General features: G+C 69.2%; 18 protein-coding genes, 1 tRNA gene and 1 pseudogene. 8 read left to right on the top strand and 12 right to left on the bottom strand.

Going from position 1 to position 18,220, the window contains the following annotated elements; genetic code table 11:
• The first annotated feature begins 7 nt into the window (after positions 1 to 7).
• Together ACYVKI_RS02685 and ACYVKI_RS02680 are read left to right on the top strand one after the other, a co-directional pair.
• On the top strand, positions 8 to 568 hold the full coding sequence (locus ACYVKI_RS02685) for a dihydrofolate reductase family protein (protein WP_460688794.1): 561 nt from the start codon (positions 8 to 10) through the stop codon (positions 566 to 568).
• 497 nt (positions 569 to 1,065) lie between these two features.
• A complete protein-coding gene (locus ACYVKI_RS02680) occupies positions 1,066 to 2,508 on the top strand; it encodes a sodium:solute symporter family protein (protein WP_460688793.1) in 1,443 nt (480 codons plus the stop codon).
• Positions 2,509 to 2,538: 30 nt separating this feature from the next.
• On the opposite strand, the gene ACYVKI_RS02675 is transcribed toward ACYVKI_RS02680, so the two are convergent.
• From ACYVKI_RS02675 to rpsB, 6 genes are all read right to left on the bottom strand, one after another.
• A complete protein-coding gene (locus tag ACYVKI_RS02675) occupies positions 2,539 to 3,099 on the bottom strand; it encodes a DivIVA domain-containing protein (RefSeq protein WP_460688792.1) in 561 nt (186 codons plus the stop codon).
• 4 nt (positions 3,100 to 3,103) lie between these two features.
• Complete coding sequence (locus tag ACYVKI_RS02670; RefSeq protein WP_460688791.1) at positions 3,104 to 3,988, bottom strand: phosphatidate cytidylyltransferase; 885 nt, start codon at positions 3,986 to 3,988, stop codon at positions 3,104 to 3,106.
• Between the two features lie 6 nt (positions 3,989 to 3,994).
• Positions 3,995 to 4,552 carry a ribosome recycling factor gene (frr, locus tag ACYVKI_RS02665; protein ID WP_460688790.1) on the bottom strand — a complete coding sequence of 186 codons (558 nt, stop codon included), beginning with the start codon at positions 4,550 to 4,552 and terminating at the stop codon, positions 3,995 to 3,997.
• Between the two features lie 115 nt (positions 4,553 to 4,667).
• Complete coding sequence (gene pyrH, locus ACYVKI_RS02660) at positions 4,668 to 5,435, bottom strand: UMP kinase (RefSeq protein ID WP_460688789.1); 768 nt, start codon at positions 5,433 to 5,435, stop codon at positions 4,668 to 4,670.
• Positions 5,436 to 5,689: 254 nt separating this feature from the next.
• The gene (gene tsf / locus ACYVKI_RS02655; protein ID WP_460688788.1) at positions 5,690 to 6,532 is read right to left on the bottom strand and encodes a translation elongation factor Ts; all 843 of its coding nucleotides are present in this window, start codon (positions 6,530 to 6,532) and stop codon (positions 5,690 to 5,692) included.
• Positions 6,533 to 6,671: 139 nt separating this feature from the next.
• Entirely contained in the window at positions 6,672 to 7,565 is an 894-nt protein-coding gene (gene rpsB, locus ACYVKI_RS02650; RefSeq protein ID WP_460688787.1) for a 30S ribosomal protein S2, read from the bottom strand.
• A 526-nt stretch (positions 7,566 to 8,091) separates the two neighbouring features.
• On the opposite strand from rpsB, the pseudogene ACYVKI_RS02645 reads away from it, so the two are divergent.
• Positions 8,092 to 8,646, top strand: a pseudogene (locus tag ACYVKI_RS02645) (M23 family metallopeptidase); the annotation flags it as partial.
• 178 nt (positions 8,647 to 8,824) lie between these two features.
• Here the strand turns inward: ACYVKI_RS02645 and ACYVKI_RS02640 are convergent.
• Positions 8,825 to 9,937 (bottom strand): glycosyltransferase family 4 protein, encoded by a 1,113-nt coding sequence (locus tag ACYVKI_RS02640; protein WP_460688786.1) that lies wholly within the window; start codon positions 9,935 to 9,937, stop codon positions 8,825 to 8,827.
• Positions 9,938 to 9,995: 58 nt separating this feature from the next.
• Positions 9,996 to 10,877, bottom strand: a complete 882-nt coding sequence (locus ACYVKI_RS02635) for a CDP-alcohol phosphatidyltransferase family protein (RefSeq protein ID WP_460688785.1) — start codon at positions 10,875 to 10,877, stop codon at positions 9,996 to 9,998.
• Positions 10,878 to 10,982: 105 nt separating this feature from the next.
• Here ACYVKI_RS02635 and ACYVKI_RS02630 point away from each other — a divergent pair, with 105 nt between their 5' ends.
• From ACYVKI_RS02630 to ACYVKI_RS02615, 4 genes are read left to right on the top strand one after another with little or no spacing between them, the layout of a single operon-like run.
• Positions 10,983 to 12,122, top strand: a complete 1,140-nt coding sequence (locus tag ACYVKI_RS02630) for a zinc-dependent alcohol dehydrogenase (RefSeq protein ID WP_460688784.1) — start codon at positions 10,983 to 10,985, stop codon at positions 12,120 to 12,122.
• Positions 12,119 to 12,532, top strand: coding sequence for a 6-pyruvoyl trahydropterin synthase family protein (locus ACYVKI_RS02625; RefSeq protein ID WP_460688783.1), 414 nt, complete (start codon positions 12,119 to 12,121; stop codon positions 12,530 to 12,532). The genes ACYVKI_RS02630 and ACYVKI_RS02625 overlap by 4 nt, the downstream gene beginning before the upstream one ends.
• Before the next feature lie 47 nt (positions 12,533 to 12,579).
• Positions 12,580 to 13,689, top strand: coding sequence for a glycosyltransferase family 4 protein (locus ACYVKI_RS02620; protein ID WP_460688782.1), 1,110 nt, complete (start codon positions 12,580 to 12,582; stop codon positions 13,687 to 13,689).
• Positions 13,632 to 14,540 carry a class I SAM-dependent methyltransferase gene (locus ACYVKI_RS02615; RefSeq protein ID WP_460689386.1) on the top strand — a complete coding sequence of 303 codons (909 nt, stop codon included), beginning with the start codon at positions 13,632 to 13,634 and terminating at the stop codon, positions 14,538 to 14,540. Before ACYVKI_RS02620 ends, ACYVKI_RS02615 begins: the two co-directional genes overlap by 58 nt.
• On the opposite strand, the gene ACYVKI_RS02610 is transcribed toward ACYVKI_RS02615, so the two are convergent.
• From ACYVKI_RS02610 to ACYVKI_RS02595, 4 genes are all read right to left on the bottom strand, one after another.
• Positions 14,497 to 14,573: transfer RNA gene (locus ACYVKI_RS02610), tRNA-Ile, on the bottom strand. The two genes, ACYVKI_RS02615 and ACYVKI_RS02610, sit on opposite strands and share 44 nt — an antisense overlap.
• 42 nt (positions 14,574 to 14,615) lie before the next feature.
• Positions 14,616 to 15,866 (bottom strand): glycosyltransferase, encoded by a 1,251-nt coding sequence (locus tag ACYVKI_RS02605; RefSeq protein ID WP_460689385.1) that lies wholly within the window; start codon positions 15,864 to 15,866, stop codon positions 14,616 to 14,618.
• Positions 15,867 to 15,892: 26 nt separating this feature from the next.
• Positions 15,893 to 16,546, bottom strand: a complete 654-nt coding sequence (locus tag ACYVKI_RS02600; protein ID WP_460688781.1) for a CDP-alcohol phosphatidyltransferase family protein — start codon at positions 16,544 to 16,546, stop codon at positions 15,893 to 15,895.
• Positions 16,547 to 16,673: 127 nt separating this feature from the next.
• Positions 16,674 to 17,549: a phage holin family protein gene (locus ACYVKI_RS02595; protein ID WP_460688780.1), complete on the bottom strand. Its 876-nt coding sequence runs from the start codon at positions 17,547 to 17,549 to the stop codon at positions 16,674 to 16,676.
• A gap of 214 nt (positions 17,550 to 17,763) precedes the next feature.
• Between ACYVKI_RS02595 and ACYVKI_RS02590 the strand changes: the two genes are divergently transcribed.
• On the top strand, positions 17,764 to 18,210 hold the full coding sequence (locus ACYVKI_RS02590) for a TM2 domain-containing protein (protein ID WP_460688779.1): 447 nt from the start codon (positions 17,764 to 17,766) through the stop codon (positions 18,208 to 18,210).
• Positions 18,211 to 18,220: the final 10 nt, after the last annotated feature.

Below are 18,220 nucleotides of genomic sequence, written 5' to 3'. Positions count from 1 at the left end.
GCCACCCGTGACCACGTTCCTCTACGCCGCTTCCGCCTCCGTGGACGGCCGGATCTCCGGACCGGACGGCGACATGTCCTGGCTGCGGCCCCACATGGGAGCCGCCCCCGTAGTGGAGCGACTGCTGGTCAACCTGCAGGCGCTGCTGATCGGCCGCCGCACCTTCGACGGCGACGACCCGCACGCCGGAGACCCCGAGCAGCAGGGTGCCTTCGAGGGGCGGTGGCGAGGACCCAAGATCCTGCTGACCCACCGACCGCCCGAACCTGTGCCGGCCGGCATCACCGTGGCCACGGATCTCGACGCCGCCCTGGCCGCCTGCCGTGCCGCCGCACCCACCGGGATCGTGAGCATCTTGGGCGCCGACATCGCCCGCCAGTGCTTCGCAGCCCAGGTGGTGGACCTGGTGCTGGTCAACACCGTGCCGGTGCTGCTGAGCGACGGCACCCCGCTGCTCAGCAGCCCTTGCGAAGAGGTTCATCTGCAGCCTCTGGAGCAGGAGCCGAGCGCTGCCGGGCACACCCAGCTCTTCCGCGTGATCCGCAGTGCCGGGCCGGCGACAGACTGAGACCCCACACCCATCAGCGAGGGGCAGCAGCAGCTCGAACCGCGCACCAGAATCCTGCTGATCGAGACACCCGCTGCCGCAGGATGGAGGGAATGGCGCACCGGCGACCAGCTCCACTCGGCCACCCACCTGCACGAAGGACCGGCAGAGGTGGGCCTCACCAGCGCGCCCCTCCCCTGGACCGAAGCACCGACGAACCTCTGCGGGACGCCACTGTCATATGCGATTAAAGCGATTATTCTTGATGCAGGCAATTCATATACGGAGGCCGTATACCTCGCATACACTAAAGGCATTTGACCTCGGTCACACCGGCCTCAACACTGGAACAGACCGCTCAGCGCCACCCCACGTCACTGAGGCCCCTGGAGGGACCCGCCCAGGTTCACCGAGAGTCAGACACACGTCCTGGCCATCATCGTCGCGTGCTACTTCGTCTTCCTGACCGGATTCGCCTACGTCATCGATCGACGGGTGAAATCCTACGAGGGCTATTCGTGGCAGACCGCAGCGTCGGCATGTTCCCGATGATCCTGACCCTGGTGGGAACCGCCATCGGAGGATCGATCCTGCTCGGGTTCATGACCAACAGCTACACGGACGGGCTGGGGCAGGTCTGGCTCGGGCTGGTCACGGTCCCGACGACCCTGGTGATCATCCTCGCCATGACCGGCCCGCTGCGCCGGTTGGGCTCCACACGCCGCATGGTCACCATGGGCGATTTCACCGCGATGATGTACGGCGAGGCCGCTCGCCTCCCCACCGCACTCAGCGTGCTGTTCGCCTACTGCTCCATCACCGGGATGCAGTTCGTCGCCATCGCGACCATCCTCTTCCTGACCATCCTCTTCCTGACCATCGACGTCTCCCTGACCACCGGAATCCTGATCGCCTGGCTGATGCTCACGCTGAAGACGATCCTCGGCGGCCTGCGCTCGGTGGTCCTGCAGGACGCCGTCCACGGCACCGTCCAGACCATCGGCATCTTCGCCCTGTTCGTCACGGTGATCATCGCCTCCGGAGGCTCGGAGACCATCGAGACCAACGCCGCCGCGGGCGAGGAGCAGATGCTCAACGTCTTCGGCATCTCCCCCTACCAGGCCGCCGTCGCACTGCTGACCATCGACGCCTACCAGATGGTCCGCCAGGACCTGTGGCAGCGCATCTGGGCCACCCGGACGATGAAGATCCTCAAGGGCAGCCTCTGGAGCGCTCTGGTCCTCCAGACCGTGCTGGTGTGCGTGGTCGTGGCCATCGGCGTCATGTCCCGCGTGGGCCTGCAGCTGGACATCCCCGACCCCACCCAGGTCTACTACGCCGCCATCGGTGAGGTGTTCCCGTTCCCCCTGGTGGCCATCATGATCATCGCTGTGCTGGCCACGGTCATCTCCACCTGTGACTCCTTCTTCCTGGCCGGCAGCTCCTCGATCGTCAACGACATCGTCAAGCCCCGGATGAAGAACCCGAGCTCCTCCCGCCTGCTGCTGTGGTCGAAGCTCTCGGTGCTGATCACCTCAGTGCTGGCGGTGCTCCTGGCGCTCTACATCCCGCAGCTGGTGATGCTGTGGATCATCGGTGCGGCCATGCTCGTCTCCGGGATCCTCGCGCCGGTGCTGCTGGGGCTCTACTGGAAGAGGGTCACTCGAACTGCCGGCGTCGCCTCCATGTGGACCGGGCTCGTGGTCACCGTGATCTGGCAGTTCGCCGGGGAACCGATGGGCTGGCACCCCGTGATGGTCGGGCTCCCGCTGTCCCTGGTGGTGCTCGTGGTCGGCTCGCTGCTCACCCAGGGGTCCCAGGCCCGCACCGAGAGCTGGGCTGCCGAATCGCGGCGCCTCGCCGATGACGTGCCCGCCGACGACGGGGCCGCCGACGACGGGGCCGCCGCGACCCGTTTCCGGAAGACATGCACGATGCGAGGCCGACACCCGGTCCGATGAACAGCCGCGCCGCGGATCGCAGGAGGGCTCTCAGCCCACGGAGGCCATGATCTCCGTCATCCGGTCCAGGAAGGCGTCCACCTGGGCCTCGTCGTAGCCGTCGGAGCCGTGGACGCCGGCGAAGACGATGGTGCGGACCTCGTCCACGCTCATCGGGTTCTCCCCATCGAGGTACTGCTCCAGGGCCCGGCAGAGCTCGTCGACCTGTTCCTTGCGGTAGCCCACTGCCGACGAGTGCGCCGGCTCCCGGAACCGCTTGCCGTCGGGGCGTTCGAGACGGACCCGCAGCGGGGCGGCACGATCCGCGAGCAGCTCGTACCAGGCGTCCTCGCCGTGCTGGGCGATGTAGCGGTCCCGCTCCGCGGCGGCGAAGGCGTCCTCGAGGCGATCCAGCGCGCCGTCGACCTCCGCGGGGTCGTAGCCGCCGGAGCCCATGGAGAAGCTCACCTCACGGATCTCGACCAGCGGCATGCCGGTGCCGGAGTCGTAGGCGACTCTGGCCCGGGCCATGAACTCATCGACCTCGTCGCGGTCATAGCCCTGCTCCTCCGGTTCCAGCAGGGTGAACAGTGCGTTCTCTGTGTGCGCCATGGTCTCAGCCTAATGGAACTCCGCCGGAATCCCGGGTGAGCGCCACGATCACGAAGAACGCCGTCGGCATCGCGAAGACCAGCGAGTCCAGCCGGTCCATCACTCCCCCGTGGCCGGGCAACGCATGGGACATGTCCTTCAGCCCCAGCTCACGCTTGACCATCGATTCGGAGAAGTCTCCGGCAGTGGCGGAGACGACGACGGCGGCCGCCAGCAGTGCGCCGATATGGACCGACTCGTCGAAGATCAGCCACGAGGTCAGCACGCCCACCAGGATGGAACCGGCCATCGATCCGGCGAAGCCTTCCCAGGACTTCTTGGGGCTGATCTTCGGTGCCATGGGATGCCTGCCGAACAGCACCCCCACGATGTACCCGAAGGTGTCGTTGGAGACCACCAGCAGCACGACCACGGCGAGCCTCCACTGGCCGTCCGGCTGACTGAGCAGCAGCACCGCGAAGGAGATCAGGAACGGCACCCAGCAGGCCACGAACATCGAGGACATGATCGATCGGCCCGGGTCCTCCACGTGCAGCACCGCGGCGGCCACAGCGATGGCCACACAGGTGACCATCAGGGCCAGGGTGAGTGCCTCGACACCGCCGAAGTACGCCGACAGGGGCATAGCCGCTGCGCCCAGGAACAGCGGGACCTTGGGCAGCCGCAGACCCTGGGTCTCCAGGGCTCGGGCCACCTCCCACACGCCCATGGAGAGCAGGACCACCGCCACCATGATCAGCAGCAGCGGAGAGAAGATGATCCCCAGCACCGACGGGATCAGCAGCGCGGCACCGGTGATGATCGCTGCCGGGAGGTCCCGTCCTGCCCGCGGTGTGCGCACCGGCCTGTCCGGCTCGGAAGCCTCCTCGGTGCGCTCGGATCCGGTCATGAGGGCTCAGACCTCGAGGAGCTCGGATTCCTTGCGCTTGATCATGTCATCGATGCGCTCCACGTAGGTCTTCGTCAGGCCCTCGAGCTCCTTGGTGCCCCGCTCGCCGTCGTCCTCGCCGACGTCACCGTTCTTCACGGCCTTCTCGATGGCGTCCTTGGCCTTGCGGCGGGCATTGCGCACCGAGACCTTGTGGTCTTCGCCCTTGGACTTGATCAGCTTCACGTACTCCTTGCGGCGCTCCTCGGTCAGCTCCGGCATCGTGATGCGGATCTGCTTGCCGTCATTGGAGGGGTTCGCTCCGATCTCGGAGTCGGAGAGGGCCTTCTCGATCTCCCGCATGGCAGAGATGTCATAGGGGGTGATCAGGATGGTGCGGGCATCCGGAACGTTGAAGGAGGCCAGCTGCTGCAGCGGGGTCGCCGAACCGTAGTAGTCGACCAGCACCTTCGAGTACAGCGCCGGGTTGGCCCGGCCCGTACGCACGGTGGCGAAGTCTTCACTGGTGGCCTCCACCGCGCGCTCCATGAGCTCTTCGGCTTCGACCAGGGTCTCGTCAATCACGTCGGTCTCCTTGAGGTGGGAACGTCCGTCTCAGTCTACGTGGTGCAGGGCTCCTGCCGCGGGCGATCCGTGCCGTCAGATGGTGATCTGACCTGGATCATCGCCAATCGGTGGCTCAGGAGGTGACCAGAGTGCCGAGGGTCTCGCCGAGCAGGGCCCGGGTGACGTTGCCGTCGCCCTCCATGCCGAACACCCGCATCGGCAGGTCGTTGTCGTTGCACATCGTCATCGCGGTCTGGTCCATGACCCGGATGTTCTGACGCAGCGCATCGGTGTAGGTCAGGTGTTCCAGCTTCTGCGCATCAGGGTTGGTCTTCGGATCCGCGGTGTAGACCCCGTCGACTCCGGACTTGGCCATGAGCACCATGTCGGCGCCGACCTCCAGAGCCCGCTGCGCGCACACGGTGTCGGTCGAGAAGTACGGCATCCCGGCGCCGGCGCCGAAGACGACGACACGGCCCTTCTCCATATGCCGGATGGCACGCAGCGGAATATAGGACTCGGCCACCTGGCCCATGGTGATGGCCGTCTGGACCCGGGTGGGCTGCCCGGCCTGCTCCAGGAAGTCCTGCAGTGCCAGACAGTTCATCACCGTCCCCAGCATGCCCATATAGTCAGCACGGGCCCGGTCCATGCCCGCCTTGGAGAGCTCGGCGCCGCGGAAGAAGTTCCCCCCGCCGACGACGACGGAGACCTCCACCTGTGCGCCGACGGCGGCGATCTGCTCGGCGATGCCGCGCACGGTCGCCGGATCGACACCGACGCTGCCCCCGCCGAAGACCTCCCCGGAGAGCTTCAGCAGCACTCGACGCCGTTCGACCCCCTCGGGGAGCTGCAGATCGGTGGACTGGGCGGAGACGGGGACGGCAGGCTGGGTGGTCATCGGCGTCGGAGTCCTTTCGGAGGTCGGCTCCACCACCTGCCCACTGGTTGCGCAGGACGGCAGATGACGGTCGGCAGGTGGCAGACGGGTCGGGGCCCGGATCCCGGGATCCGGGCATGGAAAGGGGGTGACCACAACGCGTGTGTGGCCACCCCCTGATGTCTCAGATCATCCGGTCTGCCTCATTGTAGGCATGTCCTTCGCCTGAGACGAGCACCCCTGCCCAGCGGCATGAGGGGCTCCTGGTGAGCGGATCAGCTGCCGACGCGGAAGCGGGCGAAGGCGGTCGCGCCGGTGCCTGCGGCCTCGAGGACCTGCGCGACGGTCTGCTTCGGGTCCTTGGCGAACGGCTGGTCCACCAGCACGTGCTCCTTGAAGAACGCGTTGGTGCGACCCTCGATGATCTTGGGAAGCGCCTGCTCCGGCTTGTTCTCAGCCCGGGCGGTCTCCTCAGCGATACGACGCTCGTTCTCGACGGTCTCGGCCGGCACCTCGTCACGGGTGAGGAACTGCGGCACGATCGCGGCGGCGTGGACAGCGATGTCGTGAGCGGCGGTCTTCGCCTCCTCGGAGTCCGCGTCGACGGCGAAGAGGACACCGACCTGCGCCGGGAGGTCCTTGGAGGTCTTGTGCAGGTAGGCGTCGACGTAGGCGCCCTCGACCTTGGCCAGGCGGCGGACGACGATCTTCTCGCCGAGCACGGCGGCGCCCTCCTCGGTGACGTAGTCCGAGACCTTCTTGCCCTCGACCTCGGCCTCGAGCAGAGCCTCGACGTCGCCGAGGTCGTTGGCCACGGCCACTTCGAGGACCTTCTCGGCCAGGCCGACGAACTTGTCGGACTTGGCGACGAAGTCGGTCTCGGCGTTGACCTCGAGCAGGTAGCCCTTCGTGCTGTCGACGACCTTGGCCAGCACCAGGCCCTCGACGGCCGAACGGCCCTCACGCTTCGCAGCGCCCTTGAGACCCTTGACGCGGATGGCCTCGATGGCTTTGTCGAAGTCGCCGGCGGCCTCGTCCAGGGCCTTCTTGACGTCCATCATGCCGGCGCCGGTGCGCTCGCGCAGGGCCTTGATGTCAGCAGCGGTGTAGTTCGCCATAGTCCCGTCCTCCAGATTGGGGTTCGATGGGGATCGATGAATCAGATCGATGAAGATGCGCGTTGCACAGCCCTCACGCCCGCCACCTGAGCATCAGGCATGCAGGTGGCGAGCGTGAGGAGCTGGCGCGACGAGAGTCTTACTTGGAGTCTGCGGCCGAAGCCTCGGCAGCCTCGGCGGCCTCGGGAGCCGCGGCGGCCTCAGCCGGCTCGGAGGACTCGGTGGCCGCGGCGGACTCTCCCTCGGCCTGGCCGGCCTTCTCAGCGGCGTGCTGCTCCAGCAGCTCGCGCTCCCACTCGGCCATCGGCTCGGCAGCGGCACCGGAGCCGCCCCCGCGCTTCTCCTCGCGGGCGATGAGACCCTCGGCGACGGCGTCGGCGACCACGCGGGTGAGCAGGTCGACGGAGCGGATGGCGTCGTCGTTGCCCGGGATCGGGTAGTCGACCTCGTCCGGGTCGCAGTTGGTGTCCAGGATGGCGATGACCGGGATGCCCAGCTTGCGGGCCTCGTCCACGGCCAGGTGCTCCTTCTTGGTGTCCACGACCCACACCGCCGACGGCGTCTTGGTGAGGTTGCGGATGCCGCCCAGGTTGGCCTGCAGCTTGTCCAGCTCACGGCTGAGCAGCAGCAGCTCCTTCTTGGTGTGGCCGGAGCCGGCGACGTCGTCGAAGTCGATCTCCTCGAGCTCCTTCATGCGCTGGACGCGCTTGGAGACCGTGGCGAAGTTGGTGAGCATCCCGCCCAGCCAACGGTGGTTCACGTAGGGCTGGCCGACGCGGGTGGCCTGCTCGGCGATGGCTTCCTGGCCCTGCTTCTTGGTGCCGACGAACAGGATGGAGCCGCCGTGGGCGACGGTCTGCTTGATGAACTCGAACGCGCGGTCGATGTAGGACAGCGACTGCTGCAGATCGATGATGTAGATGCCGTTGCGCTCGGTGAAGATGTAACGCTTCATCTTCGGGTTCCAGCGACGGGTCTGGTGGCCGAAGTGCACACCGGAGTCGAGGAGCTGGCGCATGGTGACGACAGGCATGGTCAATCCTTTCGGTGCCGGGCTTCAACACACGGGCTGCCCGGTTCCCGCGAAGGATGTGGGCGGCGGCCATGCAGCGCCGGCTGGTTCTTTTCGGTTGGTCGAGTCGTGCTGCCCCGTTCTCCGGGGCTCCTGGCGGAGCAGGGATGCGAGATCGTGGATCCGACCGCTCCGGACCTGCCGTGACAGGGCACCTGGAACCAGGCGTCTCCGGGGCGGACCGAGCGGATCCCCCTCCTCCGGCCGCCCTGCGACGAGGACGGACTGGAGGAGACAAGCTCTGCGCGTAGTCAGCGTCGGCCGATCATCACCTGCCCTGGCCTCCAGGCCGTGACACGGCCCAGAAGTGGGCAGGGATATAGAACGTCAGCGTCAACTGCTGGCCATCAGTGTACTACAGGATGATGACCCCGAAGACCTGCTCGATCCTCCACAGGAGAAGCTCCGGAGACTCCGACACGCGGGCCTCTCCACAGAAGCGCCGAAGGTGGTGCCACCGTCCGCGGCAGCATTTCAGGATGGGGCCATGGAGCTCAGCGGAACACGTCCCGGACCGGCGGCACGGCACCCCGAGGAGTCCGGCTCTGCGACCGTGCAGATCACCGAGCTGGCGTCTCCGCTGCGCATCCCGCCGCGACCGCGCACGCTGCTGCTCACCCGGCTGCTCACCCTGCTGCTGCTGGTGGTGCTGCTGGACGCCGGCGGTCCGGCAGCACCGGCCACAGCGGCCACAGCGGCCGCCGCCCCCGGCAAGCCGGCTGTGGCGGACGCTGCCTGGCGTCCTCCGGTGCTCGGCGCGCTGGATGTCCTGCGGCCCTACGCCGCGCCTCCGGATCCTTGGGCGGCCGGTCACCGGGGAGTGGACCTGGCCGCCGACGAGGGGACCGACGTGCTGGCCCCCGCGGCAGGTGTGATCAGTTTCACCGGAGTGGTCGTCGACCGTCCGGTCGTCTCCGTGGCTCATGGGGCCGGACTGGTGAGCTCCTTCGAACCGGTCTCCAGCGGCCTGGAGGTGGGCGACCTCGTCACCGCCGCAGAGCCGATCGGCACGCTGGTCCGAGAACTCGACGGCTCCCACCACTGTCCCGCGAGCGCCTGTCTGCACTGGGGCGTCAGGCTCCACGGCGAGTACTTCAATCCGTTGCTGATGGTCGGGAGCCTGGAGCCGTCCGTGCTGCTCCCCCTGGGCGATCAGCACCTCGACGCGGCGTCCCCGCCGCAGGGCGCCACGCCACCGACGCCGAGCACGTCCCTGAGCATCAGCTCCACGGAGCATCGCGACGTCGCCAGCGCCGGGCGACGTCCTCGGCGACGCGCAGCAGGCGGTCCGCTGAGTCCTCCCACCGATAGGCCAGGCTGCGGGCCCGGGCAGCCTGGGACGCAGCTGCGAACACCACCGGGTCCGCGAGCCTGCGGACCGCGTCGGCGAAGGATGCCGGGTCATCAGGGTCCACGGCCTGAGCGCCCCGCTGGTGCTGAGCCTCACCGGCGATCTCCTGGAAGATCGGCAGGTCCGCCACCACCACAGGTGTGCCATGGGACATAGCCTCGATCACCGGCAGGCCGTAGCCCTCCGCCCGGGACAGGGTGACCAGCGCGGTCGCCTCCCGCAGCAGATCGCGGTAGCCGCTCTCGGAGATGCCGTCGTGGAAGACCAACTGATCCTGCCGAGGAGCCAGTGCCCGCAGCTCGTCACGACGGCCGGCGTCGATGGGGCTGCACAGATGCAGCCTGTGATCCGGCAGGCCCTCCAGCCCCCGAATGACGCCCTCGACGTTCTTGTAGTCCATGAACGATCCCATGTAGACCAGACGGCGCTCCGGCGCACGCGCGGGATCCCGGGGCTCGGGGACCGGCTGAGGAGCGTTGGGGATCACTTCGATCGGTCTGCGGGTCAACCGATGGGCGCGCATGAGCTCACGGGTGGTCTGCGAGACGGTGACGACGGCGTCGGCCTGGTCCAGCACGAGCCGCTGCGGCCACGGACTGAGGTGATAGAGCCGCCATCCCGTCCGGATCGGCGCGGGCAGGTCCCGCGGGGGCGTGCGGTGCTCGTAGTAGATGAGGTCGTGCAGAGTGAGGATCAGCGGATACGTCCGTCCCCAGCCGCCCATGGTCTGCATCGGGGAGAAGACGACGTCGGGCCGGTGCGGGTTGATCTGCCGGGCCACCCACGGCTCGGCCGGCGAGGTCGGGGGGCTGATCCGCAACCAGGGGATGTCCGACGGGAGCATCCGAAGCTGGTCAGGATCGCTGATGAGCATGGTGACGTCCGCATGCGGGGCGGCGGCCTCGACCAGCGAGGCGGAGAACCGGGAGATGCCGTCGTGGACCCGGGTACGGGTGTAGCGGGCGTCGAAGAAGAGTCGCACAGGAGTCATTCTGCCAACACCGCGGCGCAGCCGAGCACCACGCGCATCCGACCAAGGATCACTGCGACAGGCGACCATAGAAGCCCGGGGGCGGTCTCTTCCCCAACTTCTCCAGGCGCCGCACATCCAGCAGGAAGGAGAACGTCACCAGCACCAGGCCCAGGGCCACCAGCAGCGTGCGTGCCTCCGAGGACGCCTCAGCGGAGGGCACCAGCGGACTCACCGGCCAGGGCGCGAGCGCCAGCAGCAGGAGGATTCCCGGCGCCACGCCGCAGATCTTGCGGCGACGGCTGGGCTCCAACGGCCGACGCCAGGCCGGACGGAGGCGGCCACCCAGCGCGAAGGCCGGCCGCAGCAGGCCCAGCAGGATCGCCCACCAACCGACCGCGAGCGCCGCCGTCACCGCCAGCACCAGGAGCACCACCGCATCCGAGGTCTCGTCATATCGGGCTCCGGCCGGCGTCTCGCCTCCCGCGGCGCGGGCCGCCGCGCCGTCGAGCCCGTCGAGGAGCAGGATGAGCACGGCCAGGAGGATCAGCGGCAGAGGCAGCGGAAGCGACAGCGGCACGCTCAGCCTCGTCACGGCGTCGCCCTCCCCGACGACGCTGTCCCCGACGAAGGCCATCTGGCCGACCCCCGCGGTGAAGATCCCCAGCAGCAGACAGCGCAGCAGGGTCACCGCATCGGCGAGGCGGAATCGGCCCCCACCGCGGACCGCGTGGAGCTGGCAGGCGACGAAGGCGATCCCACCCGCCGCCACGGCGGGGGCCCGGAACCCCTCCGCCGGACCCAGCAGGCTGCCGGAGCCCTCATCCTCGCCGAGGCGGCCGAGCAGCAGCCCCGCCACGTCTCCTGCCGCGCCCAGCAGGGCTCCCAGCAGCAGGGCGCCAGCTATGACGACGGCGATGCTGCCGAGCACCGGCCTGCCGCGAAGGTCCATGACAGCGATCATAGGGCCACCGGACGCCGCGAGAGCGGCGGCGGCTCCGCGGCGCCTCCGCGGCAGCCATGTCCCCCATCGGGCCTGACGTGGCAGGATACGACCATGAAGGCACCCAGCAGCGGCCCACGGACCCCCGCGGAACAGGCTGGCCCTGCCCCGCGCCAGGCGCTGCCCGCCGACAGCAGTCGGCAGTACTGGACGGTGGGCCCCCGGCAGGGTGAGATCCGCGAGGCGCCGGTCCCTCAGCCCGACACCGGTGAGGTGCTGGTGGAGACGATCGTCAGCGGCGTCTCCCGCGGCACTGAGACCCTGATCCACTGCGGCGATGTGCCCGAGGAGGTCGCGGCGCTGATGCGTGCTCCGCATCAGCTCGGCGAGCTGCCCCATCCGGTCAGCCACGGCTACCTCACCGTGGGCCGTGTCCTGCAGGGTCAGGGGGACGCGGCCACTGCGCTGATCGGACGCACCGTGTTCTGCCTCGCCGGTCACCGCGATCACGTCATCGTCGAGGCCGAGGACTGTCACCCGTTGCCCGCCGCGTGCCCTCCCGAGCGGGCACTGCTGGCCGGAGCCGCCGAGACAGGGCTCAACGCCCTCTGGGAGGGCGGAGTCAGCCTCGGCGACCGCATCACCGTCGTCGGCGGAGGCATGATCGGCCTGGCGACAGCTCTGCTCGCCGCCGACGTGCCGCTGGAGCGTCTCGAGGTGGTGGAGGTCGATCCGACCCGCCGCCGGCTCATCGAGTCACTGGGGATCCGCGCCAGGGCCCCCGGTGCGGCGAGCATCAGCAGCGACGTGGTCCTGCACTCCTCCGCCACCGCCTCCGGGCTGCAGGAGTCTCTGCGGGTCGCCGGTGATGACGCCGTGATCGTCGAACAGTCCTGGTACGGCCGGCAGCAGCCTGAGGTGCCGCTGGGCGCGGACTTCCATGCCCGGCGGCTGCGGATCGTCGCCTCCCAGGTGGGCGAGGTCGCCCAGCCGCGACGGCTGCGCCGGACGCGGCGGGACCGGCTCCGATTGGCGCTCTCCCTGCTCGATGAACGTTTCGACAGGCTGCTCACCGGCCGCTCCCCGCTGGAGGACCTTCCGACGGTGATGGATGCCCTCGCCGCCGCCGACCCGGACTGGGCCGGAACGATCTGCCATGTGATCGACCATGGAACCGGCCCTGGGACCGACCCTGGGACCGACCGCCGTACCGCTGACCCCGACGAGTCCCCGACCCGACAGGAGCACCCATGACCGCCTCCCACCACTCGGCACACATGACACGATTCCGGCTCACCGTCGACGACCACCTGATGATCGCGCACAGCCTCGACGCCCCGTTCTTCGGCCCCGCCCAGCGGCTGCACGGGGCCACCCTGCACATCCGTGCCACCTACGAACGCCCCGGGCTCGACACCCATGGCGTGGTCATGGACATCGGCGCGGCCAGCGAGCTCCTCGCCACCGTGCTGGAGCCCCTGCGCCACCAGAACCTCGACGAGCTCCCCGCCTTCGAGAACAAGCTGAGCACCACCGAGGTGATCATCGCCTACATCGCCCAGCAGCTCGCCCAGCAGCTGCCGGAGCATCATGGCCTCACCGCCATCGAGGTCGACGCCGAGGAGAACCCCCGGGCCCGCGCCTCGGTGCGCCTCGACCTGTGACGCGGGGTCTCCTCCGCTCCCCCGAGGACAAGGAGCCGTCCCCACCGGTGACTGGGCTGATCTGGGTCGAGCCCGATCTGACCGGGCCCAGCGGCGGATCGCTGTACAACGACCGGGTGATCCGCGCGCTCAACGGCCTGGGCACCGCCGTGCACCGGCTGCGTGTCCCCGGCGCCTGGCCGCATCCGGAGGAGAGCTCCCGGCGTCGGCTCCATGACGGGCTCGCGGCGCTGCGCCACGACCTCGGCCCGCTGCCGGTGGTCGTGGACGGGCTGGTCGGCGGGTGCATGCCCGAGCTGTTCACCGACGGCCCCGCAGGCTCGCCTCCGTGCGGAGCCGCCCACCGCCACGGGACCCCACCGGCCGAGATCCTGCTGGTGCATCTGCCCCTGGCCGCCGAGCACGAGCACGCCGAGGCGCCCCCGGACGACGCGCCCACAGGTCTCCCGGCGAGAGAGGGCCGCGCCGTGCGGGCGGCTCCCCACGTGGTGACCACCAGCCGGTGGGCGGCCGAGGACCTCCACCGCCGCCATGGGCGCGAACAGGTCGACGTCGTCATCCCCGGGGTGGACCGCCCACAGCGCACTCACCCGGCGGACACCACGCGGGAGACCGCTCCGCTGCGGCTCACCATGGCGGCCTCCTTCACCCCCCGGAAGAACCACCGGCTCCTGGGTGAGGCACTCTCCCGCCTGCTCGACCATGACTGGGTGCTGCAGCTCGCCGGAGCAGGCGCCGAACAGCCCCACGGCGCGGACGTGGTCGCCGAGCTGCAGCATCAGCTCCCCGGCAGGGTCGACCTCCTCGGCACCCTCTCGGCGGAGCAGATGCCGACGCTGTGGCGTCGCACGGACCTGATGCTGCTGCCCTCCTGGGCGGAGACCTACGGCATGGTCGTCACCGAGGCCTGCGCCCACGGCGTCCCCGGGGTCGTGTCCTGCGGCACCGGAGCGGTGGAGGCCCTCGGCGGCGCCGGAGGCACCGCGGACCCGGGCCGGCCGGAGGAATGGGCCCGACTGCTGGAATCCTGGCTGACCGATCCCGCGCTGCGCCGCCGCTGGGCCGCCGCGGCTCGAACACGAGCCGATAGTCTTCCCTCATGGGAGCAGACCGCGAACCGCTGGCAGACACTGATCGGATCTCTGCAGACTGGCTGAGCCTGCGCGAAGCCGCCGATGCCGCCGCCCGTGAGCCCACTCGTGCCGCAGTGGCCGCCCTGGTCGGCGAGATCTCCCCGAAGACAGTGGTCGACGTCGGCTGCGGCACCGGAGCCGGAGGCCGCTGGCTGCTGCCGCTGCTCGAGGGCGAGGAGCGCTGGATCCTGCTGGACCACGATGCCGAGCTGCTGGCCAGCACCGCCCAGCGCCTGGCCGCGCGCGGCGCCCGGGGCCCCGTGCAGACCCGCCAGGCCGACGTCGCCGACCTCCACGAGGTGCTGGCGACCACCGGGGACCGGACCCTGGTCATCGCCTCCGCGCTGCTGGACCTGCTCACACCGGCACAGATCAGCGGGCTCGTGGCCGCGGTACGAGAGCACCAGGTCCCGCTGCTGGTGGCGCTCACCGTCACCGGCGCCATGACCCCGCATCCGCCGCACCCCGACGACGAGTTGGTCGGCGCAGCGTTCAACAGACATCAGCAGCGCGGCGGACGCTGCGGGCCGCAGGCCGCCCCCGTCCTGCTCGACGCCGCCCGAGATCAGGGGCTGCCGACGCAGGTGTGGGAGACGCCCTGGAGGCTCCGGCCGTCGGACACCGCACTGCTGGCACAGCTGGTGAAGGACCGGGCACAGGTCGCCGAGGAGCAGCTGGGCACGGAGCAGCAGAAGGACACCGAACAGCAGGAGGACGCAGGTGCCGAACACCTCGGCGACGCCCTCGCCCGGGTGCGCCGCTGGCAGCAGGAGCGCCTGGCCCAGCACGCCGACGGCACGCTGGGCCTCGAGATCGGCCATCTCGATGTGCTGGTGGGGCGTGCGGGACTTGAACCCGCGACCAAAAGATTATGAGTCTTCTGCTCTGACCAGCTGAGCTAACGCCCCCGATCGACCCGCGCCGCAGCACGGGCGGTGACCGTGGACATCCTACCGGGTGCTGCGCGGGCGCGGACGACGCGCCGCAGGGCGCCAGCCCTGGGCCTTGCCGTACTGGCCGGGGTCCACCCAGTCGGCACCCCGATAGAGCTGCTCGAAGGCGTCCATGGTCTTGGCGATGCTGTGCCGCGAGGCGATCTCTCGACTGCGTCGCCCCATCGCGGCGCGTTCCGACTCGGAACGGGTGAAGACGTCTTCCAACGTGGCCGCGAGATCATCGGCGTCGCCAGGGGTGAACAGATGGCCGTTGACTCCCGGCTCCACCAGATGCGGCAGCGCCAGCGCGTCAGCCAGCACCACCGGGCGACCGGCGGACATCGCCTCCAGGGACACCAGGGACTGCAGCTCCGCGGTCCCGGGCTGACAGAACACGTCGGCCTCCAGGTAGGCCCGGCGGAGCTGCTCGTCGTCGACATGCCCACGCATCCGCACCCGCTCCTGCAGGCCGTGCTGGCCGATCCGGTCGGCCAGGACGTCGCGCTGCTCGCCGTCGCCGATGATCTCCAGGCCGATGTCCAGGGCCGGATCCGTGCGCGCGACCGCATCGATGAGCAGGTCCACGTTCTTCTCCACGGCGAGCCGGCCGACGAACAGCACCGTCGGGCGCTGCGGGCGGAGGATCTCCTCTCCTCGCCGCGGCTGGTAGTGGTCGACGTCGATGCCGTTGGACAGCGGCAACACGTGGTCGAACCCGCCCCTCTCCCGCATGGTCTGCGCGGCCAGCGGAGTCGGGGTGGTCACCACCGAGGCCTTGCCCATCAGCCGCCCCATGTCCCGCCAGGAGTTCTCCGCCACGATCCGGCAGAACCAGCCCGGGAACGGCAGAAAGGGGTCCAGGTTCTCCGGCATGAAGTGGTTGGTGGCGATCGTGCGGATCCTGCGCCGCTCAGCCGCCTCGATGGCGGCCTTGCCGATCATGTAGTGGCACTGGACGTGGACGACGTCAGGCCTGATCTGCTCGACCAGTCGGTCCATCGCCGGTTCCACGAGCCAGGGCAGACACAGCCGGTAGTACTCGTGGGTAGGGGCCCGGAAGGAGCGGAAACGGTGGATGGTGGCCTCGTCGGCCTCCTGGACCGTGTCCGGGCCCGAGTCATTGCGGGCCGCGGCCACGTGGACCTCATGGCCCAGGCTGGTCATATGCCGGGCGAGTCGGTGGCAGAAGACGGCCGCGCCGTTGATGTCCGGAGGGTAGGTGTCCGCAGCGATGAGGATGCGCAGCGTGTCCGGGGTCCTGACCATGTGCGGCTCGTGTCCTCCTGGGATCTTCACGCGCCCGACTCCTCTGCCCAGCGGGCGCGGTCTCGGGGCCGGATGCCCTCTCGTCTGAGCTGGCGCGCTTTTCCGTGCGCCTTCACAAGATAGTCGATGGACGCTGCGATGTGCATGAGGCATCCCGCAGCAAGCACGAGCTCCGCTGTGAGGACCCACACAGCGTCGTCGAGCTGCGGGGTGCGCGCCAGCAGGATCAGCGGCGCCCCGATCAGCAGACAGGCCGTGCGGATCTTGCCCAGCACCGACACCTTCAGCTCCGGGGACCCGCGGAACAGCAGCAGGGCGTTCAGCAGCAGCACCATGTCCGGGATGATCACCGCCAGCACCACCCACAGCGGCGCCACCTGGAAGAGCACCAGGGTGAAGGTGACGATCATCAGCGAGAGCCGGTCGGCCAGCGGATCCAGCCATTGTCCGATCACGCTGAGCTGGTCGAAGCGCCGGGCGATGTATCCGTCCACCCAGTCGGTGGAGCTGAGCACCGCCAGCACCCAGAACGCCGCCATGTAGGAACCCTCCGCCACCAGCCAGACGAACACCGGCAGCAGCAGGAAACGCACGATCGTGATGACATTCGGAACGGTCCAGAATGTCTCGTGCAGGGTGTACTCGAAACCCTCGCGGGTTCCGGCACCGATGAATCTCACAGGGTCCTCGGCTGGTCTCGCTCGGCGGGAACCCCGACGACTCTCGCCGTCGGGGACGGTTGGTGTGCAGTTGTGCGGCCTGCCGCAGGATCCACCGACGACGGCTCGGCGCCGAACGGGCAGCGGCTCAGCGTTTGGTCAGCTCGCGCAGGAACACCGCACCTGCTGCGGCGGAGGCGCCCAGCACCGCCAGCGGCTTCCACCGGGCGGCGACGAAGTCTCCCGCACCGGGGCCGGTCCCCGGCTCCCGGCTCGCCGTGGAGGGCGTCCCGGCGGCTCCGGGATCAGGAGTCTCGCCCCCACGCCCCGAGGTGCGGATCTTCTCCGTCAGTCCCGAGAAGGCGCCCTGGGCCTCAGACTTCAGAGAGTCCTTGTCACTGCGGGCGAGGATCTGGTCGTGCAGGTTGCCGAGATGGTCCCGCCGCTGGGCGGTCCGCCGCAGCAGCTCGCGGTAGGGCGGCCTCTTCGGGCTGCCGGCCCCGGCCGTCTTGGCCTCCTGCTTCTTCCGCTCCTGCGCCTCGCGCTTGGCCTCCTCCTTCTTCCGGCGACGCTCGGCGTCCTGCCGGTCCAGAGTCCGCGGGTCGAAGCTGCTGCCCTGCTGGGCCACACCCAGATCCAGGCGCAGCCCGCGGATGGCGTCCTCCGGCATCAGCGGCAGGGCCTTCTTCAGGCGCAGCAGACCGATGAGCACGAAGAGCGCCGCGATGAGCAGGAAGATGCCCGCCACGATGAGCGCGGCCGCCCAGAGCTCGAAGATCAGGCCGAAGGCGGCGACGGCGGCGATGATCAGCGCGACCACCAGGAACGTCACGAAGACCAGTCCGACGACCATCAGGCCAGCGGCGATGCCGGCGGCGATGCCCTTGGTCTTCATCTGGCCGATGGCCAGCTGGATCTCGTCGTTGATCTGTTTCGGCCCCAGGCGCAGCACGACCTTGATCAGGTCGAACAGCGAGGGCCGGGGGGCAGCGGTGCGGGTGTGCCCTGCTCCTTGCTGAGCCAAGACAGCGCCTCCATCCTGAAATGACTGGTCGGGCCTGTGAGCCTGAGCACAGCGTGCGGCACAGACTCTCGAGACCCAAACTACCACCAACGACCCTGCTGACCGGCACCGCGGGAGACTGCCGTCCGTCGTCGTGACCTGCGGCGCGTCGGTCGGCCCTGGATCTGACGCCTGCTGGCGTGAGGGCCGACGTCGTCCCGCTTACCATGGACCTATGGGCGAGACGCACGATCTGGATGACCTCTACGCGAACACCTATACCGAGGAGGATCGCCTCGCCTTCGAGAGCCAGCCGACCTCGGAGAAGAAGTTCCTCATCGCCTGGTCGCTGGCGCTGTTCCTGGGTCCGATGGGCGCGCAGCGCTACTACCTGGGCCGGATCCCCACCGGGCTGCTGAAGACCCTGATGTTCGGCACCGCGATGGTCGGCTTCAGCACCGGCGCGCTGAACCTGGGGTTCATCTTCATGGGCGTGGTCGGCGCCTGGACGATCATCGACCTCTTCCTGCTGCTCAGCGGAACGATGTCGGACCGCCAGGACGTCCGCCTCGACGGATTCCGCCGCTGGGCCGGCCCCTGCGCCGCCGTCACCGTGCTCGTGCTGGTCGGCTTCCTCATCACTGCGCTGGTCATCGGCACCAGCACGGCGGTCGGCCCCTGACCACACGCCC

The organism is Nesterenkonia suensis (genome assembly GCF_054782935.1).
Note: the sequence above shows the minus strand (reverse complement) of the source record. Positions and strands in the feature narration are given on the sequence as shown.